The organism is Rhizobium sp. Root708, assembly GCF_001429725.1.
Classification (GTDB): Bacteria; Pseudomonadota; Alphaproteobacteria; order Rhizobiales; family Rhizobiaceae; genus Rhizobium.
The window spans coordinates 124,290-147,348 of the sequence record NZ_LMHV01000041.1 but is presented as its reverse complement, the minus strand read 5'-3'; the positions used below and the strand labels follow the sequence as shown (position 1 = coordinate 147,348).

24 protein-coding genes are annotated in these 23,059 nt (G+C 60.1%); 8 read left to right on the top strand and 16 right to left on the bottom strand.

The genetic code is table 11. The features are described from left to right. Nucleotides 1-92: 92 nt before the first annotated feature. The 4 genes from ASE04_RS21695 to ASE04_RS21680 all read right to left on the bottom strand — a co-directional run bounded on the left by ASE04_RS21695 (nucleotide 93) and on the right by ASE04_RS21680 (nucleotide 4,846). Nucleotides 93-1,142 carry an alpha/beta hydrolase gene (locus ASE04_RS21695; protein ID WP_056821824.1) on the bottom strand — a complete coding sequence of 350 codons (1,050 nt, stop codon included), beginning with the start codon at nucleotides 1,140-1,142 and terminating at the stop codon, nucleotides 93-95. Between the two features lie 459 nt (nucleotides 1,143-1,601). After that, complete coding sequence (locus ASE04_RS21690; RefSeq protein ID WP_056821823.1) at nucleotides 1,602-2,414, bottom strand: GNAT family N-acetyltransferase; 813 nt, start codon at nucleotides 2,412-2,414, stop codon at nucleotides 1,602-1,604. A gap of 264 nt (nucleotides 2,415-2,678) precedes the next feature. Then, the gene (locus tag ASE04_RS21685; protein ID WP_056821822.1) at nucleotides 2,679-3,788 is read right to left on the bottom strand and encodes an FAD-dependent monooxygenase; all 1,110 of its coding nucleotides are present in this window, start codon (nucleotides 3,786-3,788) and stop codon (nucleotides 2,679-2,681) included. Nucleotides 3,789-3,928: 140 nt separating this feature from the next. After that, nucleotides 3,929-4,846: a LysR family transcriptional regulator gene (locus ASE04_RS21680; protein ID WP_056821821.1), complete on the bottom strand. Its 918-nt coding sequence runs from the start codon at nucleotides 4,844-4,846 to the stop codon at nucleotides 3,929-3,931. An 86-nt stretch (nucleotides 4,847-4,932) separates the two neighbouring features. Between ASE04_RS21680 and ASE04_RS21675 the strand changes: the two genes are divergently transcribed. After that, complete coding sequence (locus ASE04_RS21675; RefSeq protein WP_056821820.1) at nucleotides 4,933-5,733, top strand: SDR family NAD(P)-dependent oxidoreductase; 801 nt, start codon at nucleotides 4,933-4,935, stop codon at nucleotides 5,731-5,733. Between the two features lie 70 nt (nucleotides 5,734-5,803). Here the strand turns inward: ASE04_RS21675 and ASE04_RS21670 are convergent, their stop codons facing one another. Further along, nucleotides 5,804-6,253, bottom strand: a complete 450-nt coding sequence (locus ASE04_RS21670) for a hypothetical protein (protein WP_156408858.1) — start codon at nucleotides 6,251-6,253, stop codon at nucleotides 5,804-5,806. A gap of 392 nt (nucleotides 6,254-6,645) precedes the next feature. Here ASE04_RS21670 and ASE04_RS21660 point away from each other — a divergent pair, with 392 nt between their 5' ends. The 4 genes from ASE04_RS21660 to pcaF all read left to right on the top strand — a co-directional run bounded on the left by ASE04_RS21660 (nucleotide 6,646) and on the right by pcaF (nucleotide 10,199). Then, entirely contained in the window at nucleotides 6,646-7,002 is a 357-nt protein-coding gene (locus ASE04_RS21660) for a hypothetical protein (protein ID WP_156408857.1), read from the top strand. Between the two features lie 348 nt (nucleotides 7,003-7,350). Then, a complete protein-coding gene (locus tag ASE04_RS21655) occupies nucleotides 7,351-8,199 on the top strand; it encodes a CoA transferase subunit A (protein WP_056821813.1) in 849 nt (282 codons plus the stop codon). Between the two features lie 10 nt (nucleotides 8,200-8,209). Next, a complete protein-coding gene (locus ASE04_RS21650; protein WP_056821809.1) occupies nucleotides 8,210-8,992 on the top strand; it encodes a CoA-transferase subunit beta in 783 nt (260 codons plus the stop codon). A 1-nt stretch (nucleotide 8,993) separates the two neighbouring features. Continuing rightward, a complete protein-coding gene (gene pcaF / locus ASE04_RS21645) occupies nucleotides 8,994-10,199 on the top strand; it encodes a 3-oxoadipyl-CoA thiolase (RefSeq protein WP_056821806.1) in 1,206 nt (401 codons plus the stop codon). A 66-nt stretch (nucleotides 10,200-10,265) separates the two neighbouring features. On the opposite strand, the gene ASE04_RS21640 is transcribed toward pcaF, so the two are convergent. The 5 genes from ASE04_RS21640 to ASE04_RS21625 form a co-directional block, all read right to left on the bottom strand. Then, nucleotides 10,266-11,060, bottom strand: coding sequence for an SDR family NAD(P)-dependent oxidoreductase (locus tag ASE04_RS21640; RefSeq protein ID WP_056821797.1), 795 nt, complete (start codon nucleotides 11,058-11,060; stop codon nucleotides 10,266-10,268). A gap of 95 nt (nucleotides 11,061-11,155) precedes the next feature. Further along, the gene (locus ASE04_RS21635; RefSeq protein WP_056821795.1) at nucleotides 11,156-11,887 is read right to left on the bottom strand and encodes a glutathione S-transferase; all 732 of its coding nucleotides are present in this window, start codon (nucleotides 11,885-11,887) and stop codon (nucleotides 11,156-11,158) included. Between the two features lie 43 nt (nucleotides 11,888-11,930). Further along, nucleotides 11,931-12,245 (bottom strand): hypothetical protein, encoded by a 315-nt coding sequence (locus tag ASE04_RS21630; RefSeq protein WP_056822676.1) that lies wholly within the window; start codon nucleotides 12,243-12,245, stop codon nucleotides 11,931-11,933. A gap of 84 nt (nucleotides 12,246-12,329) precedes the next feature. Then, nucleotides 12,330-12,503 carry a hypothetical protein gene (locus ASE04_RS31260; RefSeq protein ID WP_200960755.1) on the bottom strand — a complete coding sequence of 58 codons (174 nt, stop codon included), beginning with the start codon at nucleotides 12,501-12,503 and terminating at the stop codon, nucleotides 12,330-12,332. A gap of 286 nt (nucleotides 12,504-12,789) precedes the next feature. After that, nucleotides 12,790-13,053 carry a DUF2934 domain-containing protein gene (locus tag ASE04_RS21625; protein WP_056821788.1) on the bottom strand — a complete coding sequence of 88 codons (264 nt, stop codon included), beginning with the start codon at nucleotides 13,051-13,053 and terminating at the stop codon, nucleotides 12,790-12,792. A 209-nt stretch (nucleotides 13,054-13,262) separates the two neighbouring features. Between ASE04_RS21625 and ASE04_RS21620 the strand changes: the two genes are divergently transcribed. From ASE04_RS21620 to ASE04_RS21610, 3 genes are all read left to right on the top strand, one after another. After that, nucleotides 13,263-14,726 (top strand): phospholipase D-like domain-containing protein, encoded by a 1,464-nt coding sequence (locus tag ASE04_RS21620; protein WP_056822673.1) that lies wholly within the window; start codon nucleotides 13,263-13,265, stop codon nucleotides 14,724-14,726. 88 nt (nucleotides 14,727-14,814) lie between these two features. After that, on the top strand, nucleotides 14,815-15,675 hold the full coding sequence (locus ASE04_RS21615; protein ID WP_056821783.1) for an endonuclease/exonuclease/phosphatase family protein: 861 nt from the start codon (nucleotides 14,815-14,817) through the stop codon (nucleotides 15,673-15,675). Nucleotides 15,676-15,756: 81 nt separating this feature from the next. After that, complete coding sequence (locus tag ASE04_RS21610; protein WP_056821781.1) at nucleotides 15,757-16,794, top strand: alpha/beta hydrolase; 1,038 nt, start codon at nucleotides 15,757-15,759, stop codon at nucleotides 16,792-16,794. Between the two features lie 47 nt (nucleotides 16,795-16,841). On the opposite strand, the gene ASE04_RS21605 is transcribed toward ASE04_RS21610, so the two are convergent. The 6 genes from ASE04_RS21605 to ASE04_RS21580 form a co-directional block, all read right to left on the bottom strand. Next, complete coding sequence (locus ASE04_RS21605; protein WP_056821779.1) at nucleotides 16,842-18,302, bottom strand: sensor domain-containing diguanylate cyclase; 1,461 nt, start codon at nucleotides 18,300-18,302, stop codon at nucleotides 16,842-16,844. A gap of 145 nt (nucleotides 18,303-18,447) precedes the next feature. Beyond that, entirely contained in the window at nucleotides 18,448-19,494 is a 1,047-nt protein-coding gene (locus ASE04_RS21600) for a sulfate/molybdate ABC transporter ATP-binding protein (RefSeq protein ID WP_056821777.1), read from the bottom strand. A gap of 10 nt (nucleotides 19,495-19,504) precedes the next feature. After that, the gene (cysW, locus tag ASE04_RS21595) at nucleotides 19,505-20,377 is read right to left on the bottom strand and encodes a sulfate ABC transporter permease subunit CysW (protein ID WP_056821775.1); all 873 of its coding nucleotides are present in this window, start codon (nucleotides 20,375-20,377) and stop codon (nucleotides 19,505-19,507) included. Then, nucleotides 20,367-21,224 (bottom strand): sulfate ABC transporter permease subunit CysT, encoded by an 858-nt coding sequence (gene cysT, locus ASE04_RS21590; RefSeq protein ID WP_056821773.1) that lies wholly within the window; start codon nucleotides 21,222-21,224, stop codon nucleotides 20,367-20,369. Before cysT ends, cysW begins: the two co-directional genes overlap by 11 nt. Before the next feature lie 8 nt (nucleotides 21,225-21,232). Further along, nucleotides 21,233-22,258: a sulfate ABC transporter substrate-binding protein gene (locus ASE04_RS21585; RefSeq protein WP_056821771.1), complete on the bottom strand. Its 1,026-nt coding sequence runs from the start codon at nucleotides 22,256-22,258 to the stop codon at nucleotides 21,233-21,235. A gap of 179 nt (nucleotides 22,259-22,437) precedes the next feature. Beyond that, on the bottom strand, nucleotides 22,438-22,893 hold the full coding sequence (locus tag ASE04_RS21580; protein WP_056821770.1) for a PTS sugar transporter subunit IIA: 456 nt from the start codon (nucleotides 22,891-22,893) through the stop codon (nucleotides 22,438-22,440). Between the last annotated feature and the right edge of the window lie 166 nt (nucleotides 22,894-23,059).

The window sequence follows — 23,059 nt, the reverse complement described above, 5'->3', positions numbered from 1 at the left end:
GTCTCTGATGCGATCAACAAGGACGCGCAGACATCCGCGCTTGAGCGGCTATCCGGCTGCCGAAACGAGAGTTCGGCAGCCGGTTTCTGCGATTAGAGGCGCGTTACGTCCAGCATAGCCTGTGCGAAGGCTTGCGGGGCTTCCTGCGGCAGGTTGTGACCAATCCCGCCGGTCACATCACGATGCTCGTACTTGCCCGTGAATTTTCCGGCATAACTTGCCGGCGCGGGATGCGGCGCACCGTTGGCATCGCCTTCCATGGTAATCGTCGGGATGCCGATGGTTGGGGATGCGGCAAGCTTTCTTTCCAGGGCGTCGTACTCCCGCTGGCTTTCCGCGAGACCCAACCGCCAACGGTAGTTGTCGATGGTGATCGCCACATTGTCCTCGTTCTCGAGCGCCGTTGCTGAGCGATCGAACGTCGCGTCGTCGAAGTGCCAGTCCGGCGAAGCCAGCTTCCAGATGAGCTTTGCGAAGTCGTGTCTGTATTTGTCGTAGCCTTCGCGGCCGCGCTCCGTCGCAAAATAGTACTGGTACCACCAGGCGAGTTCGGCTTGCGGGGGGAGCGGCTTCTTGTTCGCTTCCTGGCTGCCGATCAGATAGCCGCTGACGGACACCATGCCCTTGCATCGCTCAGGCCAGAGAGCCGCCATGATGTTTACGGTCCGGGCGCCCCAATCGAACCCGCCGACGACGGCTTCCTTGATCTTCAGCGCGTCCATGAACTCGATCATATCGACAGCAAGGGCGGCTTGCTGTGCATTGCGGAAGGCGTTCTTCGAGAGAAAGCGGGTTGTTCCATAGCCACGCAGATAGGGAATGATAACCCGGTAGCCGGCCGCCGCGAGAATGGGAGCGACATCGACATAGCTGTAGATATCATAGGGCCAGCCATGCAGCAGTAGGGCAACAGGACCGTCCGCTGGGCCGGCTTCGGCGTAACCGATGTCCAACACTTTCGTCTTTACCTGCTTCAATGCCTCAAACGACGTGTGGGAGCCGGGTTTGACAGCCGCTGCTGCGTCGGCTGTTCCCTGTGTCTGGGCTTTTGCCGAACCGATAAGGCCGAATTCGACCGCGGCAACAGTTAGTGCGGCAGCACCGAGCAAGCCTCGTCGCTGATGGTTGATTGTATCTGGCATGAGCAGTCTCCGGTTTGTTCAACTAACAGAACTAGAAGACCTCCGCGTTGTATCCCCGTTATGTCCCTTGGAAGATGATATTGAATATGCATGTCGCAAAATAACGCCCATACATTCTTCGGTACAATGTGCCGGTGTTTCTGGGGATAGCCGGAGCATTCGCCGCCGCCGGTGGAAACTGGGCGAATGACTACGCGCACGCCACTGCTGTCGCGTTGTTGGTGCTGCTTGCGTTCGGTCGAAATCATGCGGGTCCGTATTTGATCCGGCGGCGGCGATTGCGTCAGATACGATATCCACACTGCCAGGCGATCAACGGTGGCTTTGATCGGTGTTATGGATCAGCGGCAGGCGTGCCTGTTGCGAGTACGAGGCCGCAACCGGCATCCTCTCGCATACCGACTATTCCCAAGGCTGTCGGCTCGGCCGCAAGGGATCGTATGTGCCAGGCGAGGCAAATTACCCCTTGCGGGCGAGAAGCCGTATCGTCGAGGTGCAATGGTAGCCAAGCCGCTCGTACAGCGGTCGTGCTCCCTCGGAAGCGTGAAGGACCGACCGTGTGAGGCCGGCCGCGCGATGTCCTTCGTATAAGGCCTTCTTGACCGTCGCCTCGGCGAATCCACGTCGCTGCAAGCCTGGCTTGGTCGCGACCAGTGCGATAACCAGCCGATCGTTTGTCTCGATTGCGGCCGCCGTAGAGACCGGTACGCCATCTTTCAGCGCCAGATACGCGAACGCATCTTCACGCAACAGCATGGAACGAGAGATCCCGTCTCGTCCGCTTTCGCTCGGCAGGCCATAGGCGGCTGAATTGATGTCGGCATAGGCCAGGAGGTGCTGCTCGCTCGCCACGCGAACGAATGTAAGCGATGGGTGCGATGGCGGCGCTTGAGGTATCCAGTTGCTCGCCATGCCGTAGGCTGTTTCTGCGACCTCAAGTCCAACCTCACGGGCAAGGGCGGGGAGCTGATGACGTAGCTCCACTGTCAGAAGCTCCTCGAAGAGCCAGAAGTAGCCTGGTCTCGTTCGCCGCTCCATATACTCGCGTCCTGCGAGAAGCCGTTGTGTAAGTGCCTCTTTCTTGAAGACCGGTTCGACGAGCGTGATCGAGTTGAATAGGCGAAAGTCGCTATCTGCCCACCGCCGGGCCAGACCGTTCTGATTCCAGACCGCGCCAGCGCCATAATCGAAGACAATTTTTTCCCAGGTGTCGGTGAACTGTCCGATTGACTCATGGAGCTCGGAATAAAGCTCATTCGCTCTCAGATGCATGGCGCCCTCCAGTTCATGTTGGCAATGTAACGATGGAGGGCGAGCAAAAGAGCCGAATTTCGAATCCAGAGATGCGGGTTTCAGATGCAATTGTCCTCGACGAACCGACCCGAGTTGCGAGGGTTATTTCTTGCGTGTCCGGCGGGCGCCAACTGTTCTCGCGTCCGGTTCGGCTTCTTGTTCAAACCAGCCCTTTTCACACGTGAGCGCGGGAGGCGCTGGGCGTCAGCGCTGCGTCGCAAAGATGCGTTCGTGTTGCCAGTGTCAGCGAGGGAACGGTTCGATCAGGGAGTCGTAGGCGACATGGTACAAGCGGTTGCCGAGAACACCGAGAAGCATGTTCCGGACAAGATCGGGGGCTGTTCTCAGTCTGTCGCGATTGCGGCTCTGCTTCTGAACCCACGCAACGCGATGCTTGCGCAACTCGTGAAATTGCGACAAGGCGCTCGTCACGGGCTGAGGTCGAGAGATGCATTCCGCCAGGACGACTGCGTCCTCTATCGCCATCCCAGCGCCTTGCGCCATGCTGGGAGATGAAGCATGGGCGGCGTCTCCAATCAGGGCGAGCCGGCCGGCGATAAACGTACTGAAGGGAACTTCCTCGATCGCTGATCGATGCGCGTCGATGACATCCGACAGATTTGCGACGATCGGGCCAAGGGGTGAGGCGAAATCCCGGAATGCTGCCTTGAGAGCGGAAATCGAACCGTCGCCAAAGTCCTTGGCGAAAGAATCCGCGTAGAGATAAAGCTCTGAATCGTTCAGCGGTATGGCGAGAAGCGTTTTGCCCGCGCCGAGCATCGCCGTCCACCCTTCGATCCCGTACCTGTTTTGCGTCAAAAGGCGCCATGCGAACAGGCCGGTTGGCTTGGGCACACTCTCCGGAAAGGCAGAAGCGCGGATCGATGAACGAAGCCCGTCCGCCCCGATCACGAGATCATATTCCTGCACGCGACCGTCGGAGAAGTAGACCTCACGGCACTCCGGCCTCGAAATCGTGTGTATTACCGAGGTTCCAAAGTCGATCTGAGTGTTGGCGAGCGATTGTTGGATTACCTCGATGAGCGCGCGGCGATGGAGTGCGACACACGGCCCGCAGGAGTCCCAGAGATCATTTGTAACGACATGATTCAGGACCTTGCCTCGGGATGACATGATCGTTTGCGCGCCGATTGGACAAGCCTGTGCGCGGACCTGCTCCTGCAGCCCCAAATCGCCGAGCGCGCGCATCGCGTTTCCGAGGAGGAAGATACTTTGCCCGGCGACGGGAGACTCGGTGTGACGCTCGACGATGTTGACCCGATGACCGTGTATTTCCAAAGCGCGGGCCGCGGCGAGACCGGCAATGCCTGCTCCAACAATCAGTATTCTCAAAAGCGTTCTCCTGGTCCGCGGCCATCATCAAGAGCCCGGCCGAGACAGGATGCTTCCAGCTTATGTCGCGTCGACATCAGAACGCGAGTAACGCGTTTCATTTGTAAGCAGTCGCGGTACCCCACTTCTTGATCGGGCACTCAGGAACGATCGGGTTCAGCCCGGATTTGGCTGATCAACGCCCTGAGAGCGGCCGACGGATTTCGATTCCTGGGATAGTAGAGACAGAGACGTGAGTGTTTGGGCATCCAATCGTCGAGGACGTAACGGAGCCGTCCCAGATCGACTGCTTCCCGGGCAACCGCCTTCGAAATGTAGGCGAGGCCCATCCCGTCAAGGGCTGCCTTCAGCATCAGATTTTGGTCGTCTAGCGTCAGGGAGCCGTGGACTTCGACCGCGTGGGCTCGTCCCTGCTCCTCGAACTCCCAGCGATATGTGCTCCCGTTCGGTATGGCTGCCTTTATGCAGGCGTGGTCGATCAGATCCGCGGGCTTTTGGGGAGCGGGGTTGCTGTCCAGATATTCGGGAGATCCGACAACGCAGAAATCGAGATTAAATGGGAGCGGCACGGCGACCATGTCGGCCGGAATAGACTCGGCGAGCCTGATACCCACATCGCAACCTTCTAGGACCACGTCGACGAGACGCGTTTCGGTCGTCACTTCCACGTGCACATCAGGGTATTTGCCGAGGTAGTCGCGCAATAGCGGCGACAAGATCTCATGGGCCGCGGTGACCGAACTGTTGATGCGAAGAGTGCCGCTCGGCGTCGTCCCGTGGCTTCCGGCCGCGTCCATGGCGCGCTCGATCTCGTTGAGAGACGGGGCCACCCTGCGGATGAATTCCTCGCCGGCGGATGTCAGTGAGACGCTGCGTGTCGTGCGGTTGAACAGGCGGATGCCGAGGCGATTTTCAAGCATGCGAACGTTGCTGCTGAGTGCGGTCGCCGACATCCCAAGCGCGTCTGCTGCGGCGCGAAAGCTAAGGCACTCTGCCACGGTGATCGCAGCCCTTAGTTCCGTAAAACCACTCGACTGAATTGTACGGAATTTCGGCATAACTCATCCCGATTGAGCAGTCTAAACAGGATAATTCATATCGCTTACTTCTTCGGTATCCAAGAGTGTTACCGTGGAGAAATTGAATGGATATGCACCTCACAGGGAAAAGAGCGCTTGTCACCGGTTCGTCCGCCGGACTGGGCGAGGCAACTGCAAAGATGCTTGCCGCTGAAGGAGCGGCGGTCGTCGTTCATGGTCGGGATGCGGCTCGCGCGAATGCGGTGGCGAAGGAGATTCGTGAAGCCGGCGGGCGGGCCGACGTTGCGATCGGTGATCTCGCAAACGATGAAGGCGCCGATACCGTGGCCAATCAGGCATTGGCAGGCGGCGACATCGACATTCTCGTCAACAATGCCGGTCACTACCATCATCTGGATTGGCACTCAGCGACACCGGACATATGGGCAGAGACCTATCAGATCAACGTGCTGTCCGGTGTCCGCATGATTCAACAGCTTGTTCCGGCGATGGTCAAACGTGGATGGGGCAGGGTCATTCAGATCGGCGGAGGCCTGGCGAGCCAGCCCATTCCCATGCAGCCGGACTACGAAGCATCGCTTGCCGCTCGTCATAATCTTGCGGTTTCGCTGGCGCGTCGGTTGAAGGATACCGGCGTAACGTCGAACATCGTTTCGCCCGGCGCCATTCTCGTGCCCGCAGTGAAGGACCTGCTTGAGAAGATCGCCCCCAGCCACGGTTGGGGTGACAGTTGGGATGAGATTGAACGTGGTTGTGTGAACGATATGGTCCCGAACGACATTGGCCGATTGGGACGCCCCGAGGAAATCGCCGGCGCGGTTACCTATCTGGCGAGCGTTCACGCTGGCTACATCAGTGGTGCGACACTCCGCGTCGACGGGGGCACGGTCCGGTCCGTGAACTGAGTTCACCGCCAGCATGGAATGCCGGCAACGGAGCGCTGGATAGGATCAGATCCTTTCCAGCGCTATGTCGTTAATACCAATCAATGTCCGGTCCGAAAGGGCCGTCGAAGTTTGCGATGTCGGACCCCCATCTCGACCAATCCCAGCTCGTATCGGCGTAAGTCTGGGCCGCCTGCAACTGCCGGTTCGCGATCTTTTCCTGGATCCGCGTCTTTTGATAGCGCCCATAGGCCTGCGATGATCCGACATAGAGGCAGTCGCAGTTCTTCGGGTCCGCATACACGTAGTTCACGGTCTTTCCACGCGCCAGGATAAGGAGTTTGTTCGGCGGAAGCCGCTTCAACATGGCTTCGCGTTCGGGTGTATTGGCCGGGCGTGCGACGAAGCCCGCTGCCGCCAATCGATCCTCCCGGCTCTGGCCCTTGTCTGCCACTGTCGTGCACGAAGCGATCAAGGGAACTGCACCCAGAGTGAGAACGGTTGCTGCTATAATGTTGCGAAAATCTTTCCTCGATCTCATGTCCACTCTCTCGATTTGTTTTGAACAACGAGAGCATGGCATCTTCCACTAAGGCCCAATGCTATACTGTTGGATCGGAAGCCTACCCATTGGTTTACGCGTCAGCGGTCACTCCCTGGGTCCGGCCGATTTGGCTCCTTCCCCAATAGCGATGAGGTTCGCGATTTTGCCGCGGCAGGCCGATCGATGCCTCGTCGTCGCCGGCTGAATAGACCGCTGAAAATGAACTCCCCAAACCAAAGGATAGGCGCGAAAGCACTTGAGTATGATTTCAGCGCTCTCGTCCGGAACATAGGTTTTACGAGCCGCCCACAGAGCGGTTGACTGAATAAACATCGTTGTTTGCAGCGCTGGCGGAAACCCGCAGCGCCCTTGATCGAAAGGATAAAACCATGAACCGCATTTCAAGCTTCGCAATCGCTGCCGCTTTCTCCACGCTTGCTTTCGCGAGCGCCAGCTACGCCGACAGCCTCGCGATGAACGACGGCCCGCAGATCGAAAAGACGCTGGCGACTTTCGACCAGGGCTTCGACGTCAAGTATCTCAACGACTATCAGAACCAGAAGGATCAGCCGGACGCGGAGGATACCGCAGCACCGCGCACCACGGAAGGTGTCCAGCACATCCAGGCCGCCATCAAGTCCAACAAGCCGCTTTCCGAGAAGCTTGCCTCCAAGGGCATCGCCGTCGACAACGTGGTCAACGTCGAGCAGGCCGCCGACGGCAGCATGACCTTCTGGATCCGCTAACGAATCGACTGGTCCGGCTGCTGCAAGAGAGCCGGACCAGTCGCTTGATGAGATAGCCGAAAAAGCGAGACACCCAACGACAACTGGAAAGCCGGTGCGATTGCTGCGCGAAGGATGCTTGCCGGAACGGTTCCCGTGGGAATTGCCGCGAGCCTGTCACGGCGCATTCATTCCCGTGTGAACTAGCCAGCAGTCGTTCGAAGGTAAGCGATCAGCTCGCTGGCCCGCAAACTCAGTGCTTCAATGTGCGATATACGAACAAATATCAAATAACGCACAAAATATTTGACCATACGCCGGCACTGGCGCTTATTGGCGCGCATTCGACAGAAGAGTGCGGGAGGCCATATGGCGAAGATCGTATCGTTGAAGGAAGCCGTTGCCGAAAACGTCAGGGATGGCGACACGGTTGCCATGGAAGGCTTCACCCATCTCATTCCCTATGCCGCCGGTCACGAAGTGATCCGTCAGGGCAAGAAGGATCTTTTCCTCATTCGCATGACCCCGGATATCCTCTACGATCAGTTGATCGGCGTAGGTGCAGCTCGTGGCATGAAATTCTCCTGGGGCGGCAATCCCGGTGTCGGTTCGCTGCACCGCTTTCGCGATGCCGTGGAAAACCAGTGGCCGCGACCGCTGGAGATCGAGGAACACAGCCATGCCGCGATGGCCAATGCCTATGAGGCGGGCGCCGCGAACCTGCCGTTCGCGGCATTGCGCGGTTACATCGGCGCCGATCTTCCGAAGGTGAACCCGAATATCAAGTCGGTGACATGCCCTTTCACCGGCGAGGTGCTGGCTGCGGTCCCGGCGATCCGCCCCGATGTCACGATCATCCACGCGCTGCGCGCCGATCGTAAGGGCAACGTGCTGCTTGAAGGCATTGTCGGCGTCCAGAAGGAGGCGGTTCTTGCGGCCAAGCGATCGATCGTCACGGTCGAGGAGATCGTCGACGAACTCGATCCGCCATCTCCGAATTCCGTTGTGCTTCCGAGCTGGGCCGTGACTGCCGTCGCCGAGGTTCCGGGCGGTGCCTTTCCGTCTTACGCTCAGGGTTACTATCCGCGCTCGAATGCCTTCTATATCGCCTGGGACGAGATCGCACGCGATCGTGACAGCTTCCTGAAATGGATCGACGAGAACGTCATGCAGGCAGGTCCGGATGATTTCGCCGGGCATGCGAAGAAGGTTGCGTGAGGAGGCCAGGATGAGCGATTTTACCCCCACTGAAATGATGACCATCGCGGCCGCGCGTGCCCTTACCAACGAAGATGTCTGCTTCGTCGGCATCGGCGCGCCGTCGGCGGCCTGCAACGTTGCGCGTCTCACACATGCGCCCGACATGACGCTGATCTATGAGAGCGGCACCGTCGGCACGAAACCCGATGTGCTGCCGCTCTCGATCGGCGACGGCGAACTCTGCGACACCGCTCTGTTTACCGTCTCGGTGCCGGAAATGTTCCGCTACTGGCTGCAGGGCGGCCGCATCACCACCGGCTTTCTCGGTGGCGCCCAGATCGACAAGTTCGCCAATCTGAACACCACCGTCGTCGGCCCATACGACCATCCGAAGGTTCGTCTGCCGGGCGGCGGCGGTGCGCCGGAAATTGCCAGCAATTGCGGCCAGATCTTCATCACCATGGCGCTCTCCAAGCGCGGCTTCGTCGAAAAGCTGCCCTTCATCACCTCCATGGGCCACGGCGAAGGCGGCAATCATCGCGAGCGCCTCGGCATGAAAACAAAGGGACCGACGCGGGTCATCACCGATCTCTGCATCCTCGAGCCCGATCCGGTGACGAAGGAGCTGACGGTCGTGTCGATCCATCATGGCGTCAGCCGCGAGCAGATTGTCGAAAACTGCGGCTGGGCGATCAGGTTCGCCGACCATGTGATCGAGACGCCCGTTCCAACCGAGACGGAGCTTGCGACGCTGCGCGACATCAACGCGCGCACGAAGAAGGCCCATCAGGGCGACAAGGAGGCCGCTTGAAATGGCTGATGCTTTCATCTGCGACTATATCCGTACGCCGATCGGCCGCTTTGGCGGCTCGCTGTCGGCCGTTCGCGCCGACGATCTCGGCGCGGTGCCGCTGAAGGCGCTGATCGAGCGAAACGGCAATGTCGATTGGGAAGCGGTCGACGACGTGATCTTCGGCTGCGCCAACCAGGCCGGCGAAGACAACCGCAACGTCGCCCGCATGTCGACGCTGCTTGCCGGCCTGCCGGTGTCCGTGTCCGGCACGACGATCAATCGCCTGTGCGGCTCCGGCATGGATGCCGTCATCGCGGCGGCGCGCGCCGTCAGGGCCGGCGAGGCCGAACTGATGATCGCAGGCGGTGTCGAGAGCATGTCGCGTGCGCCTTTCGTGATGCCGAAGGCTGAAACGGCTTTCTCCCGTAACGCGGAAATCTACGACACGACAATCGGCTGGCGTTTCATCAATCCGCTGATGAAGAAGCAGTACGGCGTCGACTCGATGCCGGAGACAGGCGAGAACGTCGCCGCGGACTACAAGGTCTCCCGCCAAGATCAGGATGCGTTTGCCGTTCGAAGCCAGGCAAAGGCCGCCGCCGCCCAGGGCAACGGCCGGCTGGCGAAGGAAATCACGCCGGTCACGATCGCGCAGCGCAAGGGCGATCCGGTCGTCGCGGACAAGGATGAGCATCCGCGGGCAACGACGATGGAAGCGCTCGGCAAGCTTTCCACGCCCTTCAAGAAGGACGGTGGGACCGTGACGGCCGGCAATGCTTCCGGCGTGAATGACGGCGCGGCCGCCCTCATCATCGCCAGCGAGGCTGCCGCCAGAAAATATGGGCTGACACCAATCGCCCGCATTCTGGGCGGGGCGGCGGCCGGCGTGCCGCCGCGGATCATGGGCATCGGCCCGGTTCCGGCGTCCAGAAAACTGATGGCTCGCCTAGGGATGACGGAAGACCAGTTCGACGTCATCGAACTCAACGAAGCCTTCGCCTCGCAGGGCCTAGCCGTTTTGCGCGAACTCGGTATCGCCGATGACGATAGCCGCGTGAACCGCAATGGTGGCGCGATCGCGCTTGGTCACCCGCTCGGCATGTCCGGTGCGCGCATCGCCGGCACGGCGGCTCTGGAGCTGCGGGAAACCGGCGGGCGCTACTCGCTGTCGACAATGTGCATCGGCGTCGGGCAGGGGATTGCCATCGCGCTCGAGCGCGTCTGACCTGCCCCGCAAAATGAAAACGGCGCGGAGATCGTCCGCGCCGTTTTCACAAACGAAAGTCTGTGCTTATGGCATCAGCTGGCCGCCATTGACCTCGATGATCTGGCCAGTAACGTAGCCTGACAGCGTTGGGGACGCCAGGAAGAGATAGGCCCCGACGCAATCCTCCGGCGTTCCGACGAAGCCCATCGGGATGGATTTACGCTGGAGTTCCATTTGTTCGTCGTTGGTGTAGCGCTCGTGGAACGGGGTGCCGATGACTCCAGGCGCCACCGCATTCACGCGGATGCGATCCGGAACGAACTCCTTGGCTTGACCGCGCGTGATGGTCGAAACGAAGCCCTTTGATGCCGCATAGAGCACGGCGCCATTACCGCCGCCGTTACGCGCTGCAATCGACGTCGTGTTGATGATGAAGCCGCCCTGCTTCTTCAGCCACGGATGGGCCGCGCGTGTCGCGGCGAGCACCGAGCGTGCGTTCAGATCCATGACCTTCAGGTAATGCTCGTCGGTATATTCGGCTGTGGGCTTGCGACCGAGCATGCCGCCAGCGTTGTTGATCAGGCCGTCGAGATGGCCGAAGGTTCTGGCGGTCTCCTCAACCACCCGTTCCGTCTCTCCCTCCTTCGACACGTCGCCGTGAATGAGGTGTACCGTGCCGCCGGCCCCTCGGATTTCTTCAGCCAGCGCCTCGGCGGGCTCCCGGCTGGCATTGTAGTGAATGCCGACCTTCATGTCCTGCGCGGCAAAGGCGCGGGCAAGCGCCGCACCGATACCGGTCGAGGCGCCGGTGATCAGCACTGATTTTCCGGCGAGATCCGGAATCTTGATGGATCCAAGCAATTGAGCAAGATTTGCCATGGCAGCGATAGCCTCCAGGAATGTGTTGGGACGGGGTAAGGGCGAGTTGGTCAGACCTTATCAGCCACTATCGACGCGCCGCAATGGCATATCCGCTATGGCACGAGATCAAGCTCCGGATAGTGGCGGAAGATTCCATCCTCATTGAAGGCGAGGCGGCGATCCGAACGCAGATAGGCGGCAATGTTCGGGCGTTTGGCGACATTGTCGTGCAGCGCTGTCAAGCCCGGATAGTCGGCCGCATAGATCTTCATCGCTTTTGGAAAAGCATAGCGCAAACCCTCGATCACCTGAAACAGTGAAAGATCGACATGGCTGAGCTTATCGCCGACGACATGTGCCGCGCCGCTCGGGTTTTGCTGAAGCACTTGCTCGAAATAGCCGAGGAATTTCGGGATGCGTTCCTTGATGAACGCAGCGGAGCGAGCCTTCGCCTCCTCCTTCTGGTCCTCGTAGTAAAGCGACGTTGCGATCGGATGGTGCGTGTCGTGCACCTCGGCGACAAGGTCGGTGATCGTCAGCTGCAAGCCGTTGGCCACGTAGCGCAGCTTTTGGTCCTCCGGCGCAAGACCGAGCTTCGGACCGAGATAGAAGAGAATATTGGCGACGTGAGATATGATGAGGTCGCCGTCCTTCAGAAAGGGCGGCGCAAACGGGAGGTGTGGCTCGTGCTTGCTTTTCATGAGCTCAAGCATGGCGCCGGTGCCCATGCCGTGGCCCGATTGCCTTGCTATGTCGATATACTCAGCCCCGGCCTCTTCAAGCGCGAGACGGACGAACTCGCCACGCCCCTGAATGCCGTCCCAATAATATAGCGCGTAGGCCATCGATATCCCTCCCGATGTTCTTCCGTTGGTTTCTCACCCGCCATCAGTGATGCGCGTGCTGCTCATTGCGCTTACGCGTGGCCGCGGCCTTCTTTGCGGATGCGGAACGTTCGGCTGCCGGACGCGCCGCCGCGGCAGCTCCGCCTTTTCGCCCGCCCTTTTCGGAGGACTCGTGTGTGTCGGCCTTGCCCCGGCCGGATCCGGACTTGTTGCCGCCGCCGCTTTCCTTGTTCACGGTTGCCCAGGCGCGGCGTTCGGCCTCCTTCGTGGAAACGCCGCGATCCTCGTAGCCTTCCTCGATATGCTCGGCCTTGCGTTTCTGCTTGTCGGTGTAAGCGGATTTGTCGCCTCTAGGCATGTCGATCTCCTTTCGTTGAAAGAAGGTCAATGATGAGGCGTGCGAAAGGTTCCGAGCCCTTTTTCACAACGGAGACGATGAAATCTAGCGGCGGTAATACTTGCGGGATACGGCAATGACGCGCGCGATCGTCGACAGGCGCTGCGCCGAAATCTGGCTCGTTTCCCGGAAGAAAAGGCCGACCATGTTGTCGACCGCGATCACGAGGATCATGGCAAGGATGAGATAGGAGATTGCGGCGAAAACCACGAGGTACATTACATCTCACACGGGGGCGATGAACAGGTAGCAACCTGCGACGATCAGGGAAACCAGAATGGCGTCAAAATAGCTTCTGTTCATGACGATCCTCCATCGATGCACGCAGAAAACATTCGAGCCCGATTTTTGTTCCATCCGGTCGAGCCGAGATGAATTTTCTGTGAGTTGGAATCATGTCGTGAACGCGCCGATGACAACGATAGTGAGCGATTGCTTCAGGCGTATGACGCGTTAAGTAAGGGCGCCCATGGGCGCCCTTGAAACTGAACAGAAATCTTCTGCGTCAGGCGGATTTTCGAACCGAACCGCGCTTTGCCTCGGTCTTCGGAACATCCTTCGCGGCGCCGTTGGATTTGGGCGCGCTGGCAGCGCGCTTGGCGCGATTTTTCACTTCTTTTCCGTCGACCGAGGCGGCCGACCCTTCAAGTGCCGCGCGTTCCCGCTTGGCCTGTTCCCAATGGATGTGGTCTCGGCCGCTTTGGCGACCTTCTTCTTCCCAAAGCGCATAGGCGCGCTTTTTGATCCACTCTTCCTGAGTTTCCGTCATCGCCGATCTCCAGTGCAAGGATGCGAATGTCTAACGCGATACCAAAGGCAGAGTTCCAGACGAATCACCCTCTTTCAAGCTATTTTTGATGCGCTGCGGCAATATATTTGCGCCGCAACATTGGGGGTTTCGGGTGCGGTCATAGCGGTGGGCCAGAGCCGTCCTTTTGATGCAATTGAATGGCGAGCGATAGCCGCTATATTTTGCGCATGTTTTATATGATATCGACCTACTGGCCGCATATATTATTCGTTCTTTCGATTGCCATGGGCGCGGCGGCAGCAATACACGCCACCATGACCAAGGAGGAGGTTCGCGCCGCGCTCGGCTGGGTCGGCGTCATCCTCCTGTCGCCCATCGTCGGTGCCGTCTTCTATGCCATCGCCGGTATAAACCGCATTCGCCGGGCCTCGCTCAGCCTGCGCCGCGACGCCCTGATACCCGAGGCGGATCTTGACGAACTGGAGAGCTTCGATGCGGACGCGGAGCTTGTCATCAGCGGCTTTGGCCGGCGGTTTGCTGCTCTGCAGACGCTCGGCGATCGCGTCGCCCGCAACCCGATCGCAACGGGTAACACCATCGACATGCTGGAAACCGGCGACGACTGCTACAATGCCATGCAGTCTGCGATCGGCAACGCCCAGCGCTCCATCCTCCTCGAAACCTACATATTCGACCGCGACAGGATCGGGATGCGCATTGCCGACGCTCTGATTGCGGCAGCCAAGCGCGGCGTCGAGGTTCGGGTGCTGATCGACGCGGTTGGCGCCCGCTATTCGGTGCCGAGCATTCTCAGTTACCTCGACAAGGGTGGCGTGCGGGTCGCGGTCTTCAACGGTAACGTCATCATGGGTTTGCGGCTGCCCTATGCGAACCTTCGCACCCACCGCAAGATTCTCGTCGTCGACGGCGGCCTCGTGCTGACGGGTGGGATGAACATTCGGGAGGGCTTTTCGCGGGAGACCGTTGGTGACAGTTTCGCGCGCGATACGCATTTCTCGGTGACCGGGCCGGTGGTTGCCGACCTCTTCAACGTTGCTGCCGAAGACTGGCGCTTCACGACGGGCGAGGAATTGACGACGGAAGCGTGGCGGATTGCGCCGCCCGAACGGGCCGTCGGCGATCCCGTGTTTATCCGCGCCGTTGCCTCCGGGCCGGACAGAAGCATTGAGACAAACCACAAGATGCTGATGGGCGCATTCTCGGTTGCCCGCAAATCGATCAGGATCATGTCGCCTTATTTCCTGCCGGATCGCGAACTGATCAGCGCGCTGGCGACGGCCGCGCGCCGCGGTGTGGAGGTCGATATCGTCGTCCCGCAGGTCAATAATCTGGTGCTGGTCGATCGAGCGATGACCGCGCAATTCGACCAGATCGTTGCCAACTACTGCCGCATCTGGCGGGCGAGCGGCGCCTTCAGCCACTCGAAGCTGCTGTCGATCGACGGGGTCTGGTCCTATGTCGGGTCCTCCAACCTCGATCCGCGGTCGCTGCGCCTGAACTTCGAGATCGATCTCGAAGTTCTCAATGAGGGGTTCGCCAACGAGATCGACGAACATATCGACGAGGCAATCAAGTCAGCCTCGCCCGTTACCTTGAATGGGCTGCGATCGCGTCCGTTCCTGGTGCGGCTGCTGGACAAGATTTTGTGGCTGGGATCGCCATACCTGTGACAGTTTTTCCGCGATCCGACATGGCAAGTTTCGGTAGGGCGCCTATACTGCCATAGGTGCCCCTGTTTAACGGAACCTCGTCATCGCGATGCATGCCCGCAAAGATAGCCTCCCCGCCAGCATTCTTGCTTCGATCCGAAACCGCAAGAAACGACTGGATGCGCTGCATCTCGACAAGTCGCCGCGCCAGCAAGGCACTCTCATCGCGTCCTACAATGTCCACAAGTGCGTGGGCAACGATCGGCGTTTCGATCCGGAGCGAACAAGTCGCGTGATCCACGAGATCGATGCCGACGTCATTGCGCTGCAGGAGGCGGATACGCGCTTCGGTGAACGAACCGGGATACTCGATCTGAACCGGCTGGAACGGGAAACCGGGCTGCTGCCGGTCCCGGTGGCGGGGATGAGCAAGGCGCACGGATGGCATGGCAATGTCGTTCTCTTCAAGAAGGGTCTCGTGCGCGACGTCCACCAGATCGTTCTGCCAGGGCTGGAGCCGCGTGGTGCGTTGGTCGCCGAGCTTGAGCTTGAGGCGGGTGGCGGGCTGCGCATCATCGCCGCCCATTTCGGCTTGCTCCGGCATTCTAGGGCGCAACAGGCGAAGGTTCTCGTGGAGTTGATGGGACAGAAATCCGATACGCCGACCATTCTGCTCGGGGACTTGAACGAATGGCGCCTTGGCGACCGGTCGTCGTTGCACACGTTCCAATCCGTTTTCGGACCTCAACCGGTCGCCGTTCCGAGCTTTCCCGCTCGTCTGCCTGTTCTGGCGCTGGATCGTATCATGGCAAATCGCCGCGGGGTGGTAACGGCCGTCGAAGCGCACGATACGCCGTTGGCGCGCATTGCCTCCGACCACCTGCCGATCAAGGCGATCGTCAATCTGCGCGGTGAGGACGGGAATGTGGTTGGAAAACCCTCCCGCCCGAAAGCCGGCCACGCCGGATAATGACCAAATCCACACGCTTGACTCCGTAGCGGGACATGGCAGTTTCAGCGGCATTCGATTGAGCATTGGAGAGGCTCGACTATGCCGACGTCGCATGTGGCAGGAAAAGCGCAACTGCGTGAGCGTGTGCGACGCGTCGCGGTGTTGATTGCATCGGCGGTGCTGTCGTCGACCATCGGCCTCGCGGCGGCACATGCCATCGACCAACCTCCGCAAAGCGACGCGTCGAAACAGCAGGTCAGCGACCTGCAGCAGAAACTGCAGACGGGCTATGCGGGCGCCAAGAGCCTGAAACAGCGGCGCTACGCCTTCGATGAGCTGATGGAGCAGGCTCCGGAAGCGTCACGTGTGCAGGTCAGGCAGGTGGATGCGGGAGGCGTGGATGCGGAACTCATCTGGCCGGCCCGATTGCACCATCCAATGGGTAAACGCGTGATCCTTTACGTTCACGGCGGCGGTTTCTTCGCTGGGTCACCCGAGACGCATCAGGCACTCGCCGGTTCCCTGGCGAAGGCGGCGTCGTCAGATGTTCTGCTGATCGATTATCGGCTTGCGCCGGAGTATCCGTTTCCGGCTCAGATAGATGACACGCTCACGGCTTATCAGTGGCTTCTGGATTCCGGTTACGAGAACGACAATGTGATTATCGCCGGCGACTCGACGGGGGCCACCCTTGCGATCGAATCCGTGCTGCGGCAGATGGCCCTGAAGGGACCGTTGCCCGCGGCAGTCATCGCCATGAGCCCGGTGGTCAATCTGCAGCCAGCGGCTCAGGATACCTCGGACCCTTTGATCGGCAGCTTTTTGGCGGACGACGCGCGCGCGGCCTACCTGGGCGCCCGTTCGCCAACTGATCCGCGGATATCGCCGCTCTATGCAGACATGACAGGCTTTCCGCCGCTGCTGGTCCAGGTCGGTTCGAACGACGTATTGCTAAACGATACGCTGCAGCACGCGGAGAAAGCCCGGCAGGTCGGGGTCGATGTTACCCTGCAGCAGTGGCCGGGGATGACCCACCAATGGCAGCTCTTCCCATTCTGGCTGGATGATGCCCGCCAATCCAACCAGAAAGCAGCCGAATACGCGCTGCAGCATTTTTCAGACCGACCAAAGGAATGAACTTTGCGGCCTGGCGACCTACGTCGGTAGCGTAGAGGTTCGTCGGCTCACACAGCCTGGATGCGGGGTGAGCCGCGCTTGCTGTCTGCGTGATAGGCGCGCTTCTGCTCGTACATCGCGAGATCGGCCCGCCGAACCGTTGCTTCCATGGTCTCGCCGGCATCGCTCGTCGCAACGCCGAAAGATATGCTCAACGGTGCGTTCGAGTAGAACTGGTTGTTGATCTTCAGCAGCTCGTTGATGGTCTCCATCATAACGCCCGCAGCCTGTCGATCCGCGCCGGGCATCAAGACGGCGAATTCGTCGCCGCCGATGCGGGCGGCATGGTTCGGAAGCGAGACCGCGCCGTTCAGCACCTCGCCGAGCCGCCGCAAAAGCGCGTCGCCGGCATCGTGGCCAAGCTGGTCGTTGGCATCCTTCAGACCGTTGAGGTCGATGATGATCGCCGAGACCGGACGCAATGTCTTGCGCTCCAGCCGGTTCAGTTCGTCCACATAGAAGGCGCGATTGTGCAGTTTCGTCAGAACGTCGTGCTTGCCGAGGTATTCCAGATAAGCTTCCGCCTTCTTGCGCGCCGTAATGTCGGTGAGCGCAACCTGGATCAGCGACCAGTCTTTCTCGTGTCCGGGCAGGACCGAGAATTGCAGGAGGACGAAGCGCTCGGAGCCATCGAGCGCATAATTGATGACTTCGCGCTGGTGGATGAGATTTCCGTTCCACAACTCGATCAGTTGCTCACGGAAATGCTTTTCCATCTCGTCGCGGAAGATGCTGTTCAGGCTTTGCAGCAGCGTCTTGCGGTCGGGCGCGCAGAACAGGTCGAGTGTGGCCTGGTTGACGTTGATGACCTTGATTTCGCTCATGCACTGCCGAACGAATTCCGGGTGGACGTCGGTGAAGACGCGAAAATCGACGATACCGCGATCGCGCACGTCCTGCAGCAATATCTTTATGCGGCTGAAGTCCTCGACCCAGAGCGATACCGGAGAGTGCTCGAATATGCCTTCGGCATACTGGCGGTTCTCGCGTTCGTTCCGCCGCGCCTGCTCCCGGTCGCTGACATCTTCCGTCGTCAGAAGGAGCCGGGACAAGGTTTGCTCATGCCCGGGAAGCACCGCACCGCGCAGCTGAATGTCGAGCCGTCGTCCGGAGAGGCTATAGTTGACAGCGCTGCCGCTGAATTCCGTCTTTCCTTCCCAGAGAGCCGCCAATTCATTGACGTGGCTTTCAAGCATTTCGTCGCGAAACACCCTGCCGAGATTGCTGGTCAGGTGATCGATGTCTTCGGCTTCGAAGAGCTCGAGTGTCTTGGCGTTGACCCGCAGGACCCGGATCCGGGCGGAGCAGCTTGCGACCCGCGACGGGTCTTCCCGCAGGAATGCGCGGATGTCTTCAACGCCGGCTGAGCGCCAGGCATCGAATTGGGCTTTGACGCCGCTGAAATCCTCGATCCACATCGCAATTGGCGCCAGATCGAAAACGTCAGTGTCGGCCGAGTCAGCTGTCATGGGGTCACCGCTAGAGCGTCAAATCGTAAGCGCGGTCGAAGGCGCGCGCCTGATCGGGAGATTGCTTCAACTTTTACTAGCGATTGGTAAACCATAGATTGACGTTGGCGGCACCATTTTGCCAGTGCCGACAGTCAGACCGGTGTCACGATTCCGTGCGAAACAGCTTCCAGCGCGTTGGTCGGAAGGCGATCCGACTACGGTCGAGGCTGTCGATCTGGGCGGGTGGAAGCTCCAGCTCGATCGGCGGATGGTCCTTGCCGATGTTCAGCTCGATGTGACGGGTGCCGGCGACGCGTCTGCTGCTCGTCATCAGTCCTGCGATGCAACCGCCGCAGCCGTCCCTGAGCTCAATATCGTGTGGGCGGAAGTAGAGCTGCGCCTCGCCGTCCGGTTCACCTTCGACCTTCAGCCCCAGTGGCCGATCCTCGAACCAGATGTCTCCATCCGCGATCCTGATCTGCAGACAGTTGGACTGGCCGACGAAGCCGAACACGAAGGGCGAGTTCGGGTTGTCATAGACGTCATCGGGAGTGCCGACCTGTTCGATCGCCCCCTGGCTCATCACCACGACCCGGTCAGCGAGTTCCATCGCTTCATCCTGGTCGTGCGTCACGAAAACAGTCGTGTGGCCGGTGCGATCGTGGATCTCGCGGAGCCATTTGCGCAGATCCTTGCGGACCTGGGCGTCGAGCGCGCCGAACGGTTCGTCAAGCAGCAGCACGTTCGGCTCGACTGCCATGGCGCGCGCCAGGGCGACGCGCTGGCGTTGGCCGCCCGAAAGCTGCGTGGGATAACGCTTCTCCAGACCGGAAAGCTGAACCAGCTCCAGCAGTTCCAGTGCGCGGCGGCGAATTTCCGCCTTCGACGGCCGGCGCACGCCGTTACGCACCTTGAGACCGAACGAGACGTTGTCGAGAACGGTCATATGCCGGAACAACGCGTAGTGCTGGAAGACGAAGCCGATGTTGCGTTCCTGTACGGTCTTCCTGGAGGCATCTTCGTTGCCGAAGAACACCTGGCCCTCGGTCGGGCTTTCAAGGCCGGCGATCAACCGCAGAAGCGTGGTCTTGCCCGAACCGGATGGTCCGAGCAGAGCGATGAGCTCGCCCGAGCGGATGTCGAGCGACACATCGTGAAGAGCCGGAAAGCGCTCGAATTCCTTGCGTATGTTTTGGACGCGAACTTCCATTCTATTTCCTTCAATGCCGCCGGCTTGCGGCGATTTCTTCGCTGTAGCGCATTTCGAGGAGCGTCTTCAAAACGAGCGTGACCAAAGCAAGCAGGGCAAGCAGCGTGGCAACAGCGAAGGCACCGGTGAAATTGTACTCGTTATAAAGGATTTCGACCTGCAGCGGCATCGTGTTGGTCTGGCCGCGAATATGGCCCGAAACAACCGATACCGCGCCGAATTCGCCCATGGCGCGGGCGTTGCAAAGCAGCACGCCATAGAGCAGGCCCCATTTGATGTTCGGCAGCGTGACATACCAGAAGGTCTGCCAACCATTGGCGCCGAGCGAAATTGCCGCCTCTTCATCGCCCGTTCCCTGCTCCTGCATCAGCGGGATCAGTTCCCGCGCCACGAAGGGAAAGGTCACGAACATGGTCGCGAGGATGAGACCGGGGACCGCGAAGAGAATCTTGATGTCGTGCGAGCTCAACCAGTGGCCGAGATAGGTGTTGGCCCCGAACAGTAGAACGAAGACCAGACCGGCGATGACAGGCGATACCGAAAACGGCAGGTCGATCAATGTCGTCAGGAAAGCCTTGCCCTTGAACTCGAATTTGGCGATCGCCCAGGCGGCGGCAACGCCGAAGACCAGGTTCAGCGGTACGCTGACGCCCGCCACGATCAGTGTCAGCGTGATCGCGGAGAAGGTCTCCGCGTCCTGAAGCGCTTCGAAGAATGCGGCTCCGCCCTTGCGGAAAGCCTCGACGAAGACGGCGGCAAGCGGCAAGAGCAGGATCAACGTTAGAAAGACGAGCGATGCCAGGATCAGCGTCCAACGCGCCACCCTGTTTTCGGTGACGACGGAGCGAACCTTGGTCGTCGTGACGGTGCCATCAAGCGCCATAGCCGTACCTCCGCCTGCTCCATCCCTGGATCAGATTGATCACCAGCAGCATCGCGAACGACAGCACCAGCATGACTGCGGCAATGCCCGTGGCGGCTGCGTAGTTGTATTCTTCCAGCTTGATCACGATCAGCAGGGGCGCGATTTCCGATTTGAACGGCAGGTTGCCGGCGATGAAGATCACCGAGCCATACTCTCCGACGCCGCGCGCGAAGGCGAGGGCAAAGCCGGTCAGGACAGCAGGCGCTAGGCCCGGCAACAGTACGCGAAAAATCGTCTGAAGGCGCGTCGCGCCGAGCGTGGCTGCCGCTTCCTCGACTTCCTTGTCGATCTCTTCCATGACAGGCTGGACCGTTCGAACCACGAAGGGCAGGCCGACGAAAACGAGAGCGATGACGATGCCGAGCGGGGTAAAGGCGATCTTGATCCCGAGCGGCGTCAGAAACTGCCCGACCCAGCCGTTCGGCGCATAGAGGGTGGCGAGCGCAATACCGGCCACTGCTGTCGGCAAGGCAAAAGGCAGGTCGACCATCGCGTCGATCACGCGTTTTCCGGGGAAGCGATAGCGGACCAGCACCCAGGCAAGCACGATGCCGAACACGGCGTTGACACAGGCGGCTGCAAAGGCCGTTCCGAAGCTGATGCGCAAGGCGTTCAGCGTGCGGGCATCGAATGCGATAGCCCAGAAATTTGCCCAGCCGAGCTCGCTCGACCTCCAGGCAAGGCCAGAGAGCGGGATGAGGATCAAGAGGGTGAGCCAGGTCAAGGTGAGGCCGAGCGCCATTCCAAATCCTGGAATGACGCTCGGCCGTCTGAACCGCCACCGTGAGGGGCTATGTGCTGTCATGCGATGTATTACTGGGCCGGCTTGTAGATTTGGTCAAATACACCGCCGTCGCCGAAGAACTTCGGCTGAGCGTCCTTCCAACCACCGAAGTCGTCGATCGTTGCCAGCGTCAGCTTCGGAAAGCGGGCGATATCCGCAGGATCGGCGGCTTCCGGCTTGAACGGACGGTAGAAGTGCTTGGCGGCGATCTTCTGACCTTCGTCGGAATAAAGATAGTTGAGGTAGGCTTCGGCCACCTTGCGGGTGCCCTTCTTGTCGACGTTGCCGTCGACGATCGCAACCGGCGGGTCCGCGCGGATCGAGAAGCTCGGCGTCACGATCTCGAACTGGTCAGGTCCGAGCTCTTCGAGGGAGAGGTAGGCCTCATTTTCCCAGGCAAGCAACACGTCGCCCAGGCCACGCTGTACGAAGGTCGTCGTCGCGCCGCGCGCGCCGGTATCGAGAACCGGAACGTGCTGAAGCAGCTTGGTGACGTATTCCTGAGCCTTGGCGTCATCGCCACCATTGGCCTGCTTCGCCCATGCCCAGGCAGCCAGGAAGTTCCAGCGAGCGCCGCCCGAGGTCTTCGGGTTCGGCGTGATGACCTGGACGTCGTCCTTGACCAGATCGCCCCAGTCCTTGATGCCCTTCGGATTGCCCTTGCGGACGAGGAAGACGATCGTCGAGGTGTAGGGCGTGGAATTGTTCGGGAACTTGGTCTTCCAGTCGGCCGGGATTTTGCCGGTCTTCTTGGCGATCGCGTCGATGTCGCCTTCGAGCGCCAGCGTCACGACATCGGCCTCAAGCCCGTCGATCACCGAGCGAGCCTGTGCGCCAGATCCGCCATGCGACGCCTGGATCGTAACCGCTTCGCCCGTGTCCGCCTGCCACTTCTTCGCGAACGCTGCGTTGAAATCCTTGTAGAGTTCCCTCGTCGGATCGTAGGAAACGTTCAAGAGGGTCTGGTCCGCGAATGCGGGCGCCGCAGCGCTGATTGCTACGCTGCCTGCAAAAACCGCGGCTGCCAGAAGCCGCGTGATCCGTACTGATTTCATCGGGAACCTCCTTCGTTCGTGAGCCAAACTCTACCAAGTTGGTCGTATAATGAAACGAAGATTGTTTCTGTTCCGCGGCTGCCAGCCGGAATGGAGTGCCATTTCGGGCCGACTTTTGAAATGAACTTGCTCGCACCCCTGGTGACTGCCTGGGGAAGCACGAGACCGATGCGCGGCTGTCAGGTGCGGGAGTCGGCCAGGAAATCGGAGTAGAGTTCCTCCGAAGTCTTTGCCTTGCGCATCGCCATGAGGATTCCAGGCGACTGCAACTGGCGGGCAATCGCTGCCAGCGCGTTCAGATACTCGCCGCGCTGCGCCTCGCCAAAGAGGAGCGCAAAGGCGATGTCGGTCGGCAGGTCGTCGACGGCTTCGAAATCCACCGGCTTGGCAAATCGCAGCAGCAGTCCGCGCGGATGGGCCATTCCCTCCACGACCGCATGCGGCACGGCGACGCCGTTGCCGATCCCGGTCGAGCCCAGGCTTTCGCGGCTTTCCAAGGCATGAAGGATCGTCTTTTCCTCGATCCCGAATGCACGCGATGCCTTTTCCGCGATCGCTTGCAGCCCGCGCCACTTTGTCGTTGCGGAAACGCCGATGAACACATGCTCCGGCTGAATGATCTTCGTGAAGTCCATAGAAATTCTCTGCTCGTCTGCATGGCCACGCGATGGCTCGCGCAATCGTCGCAGGTTTATCCGGGCGCGCTTGCTGGAAACTGAAGTTCCCGCGCAACGTTCAGTCGTTCATATGTTCAATTCGGGTAAATGGTCGAGGGGGTGTGGGGTCGGGAAATATAAAGGA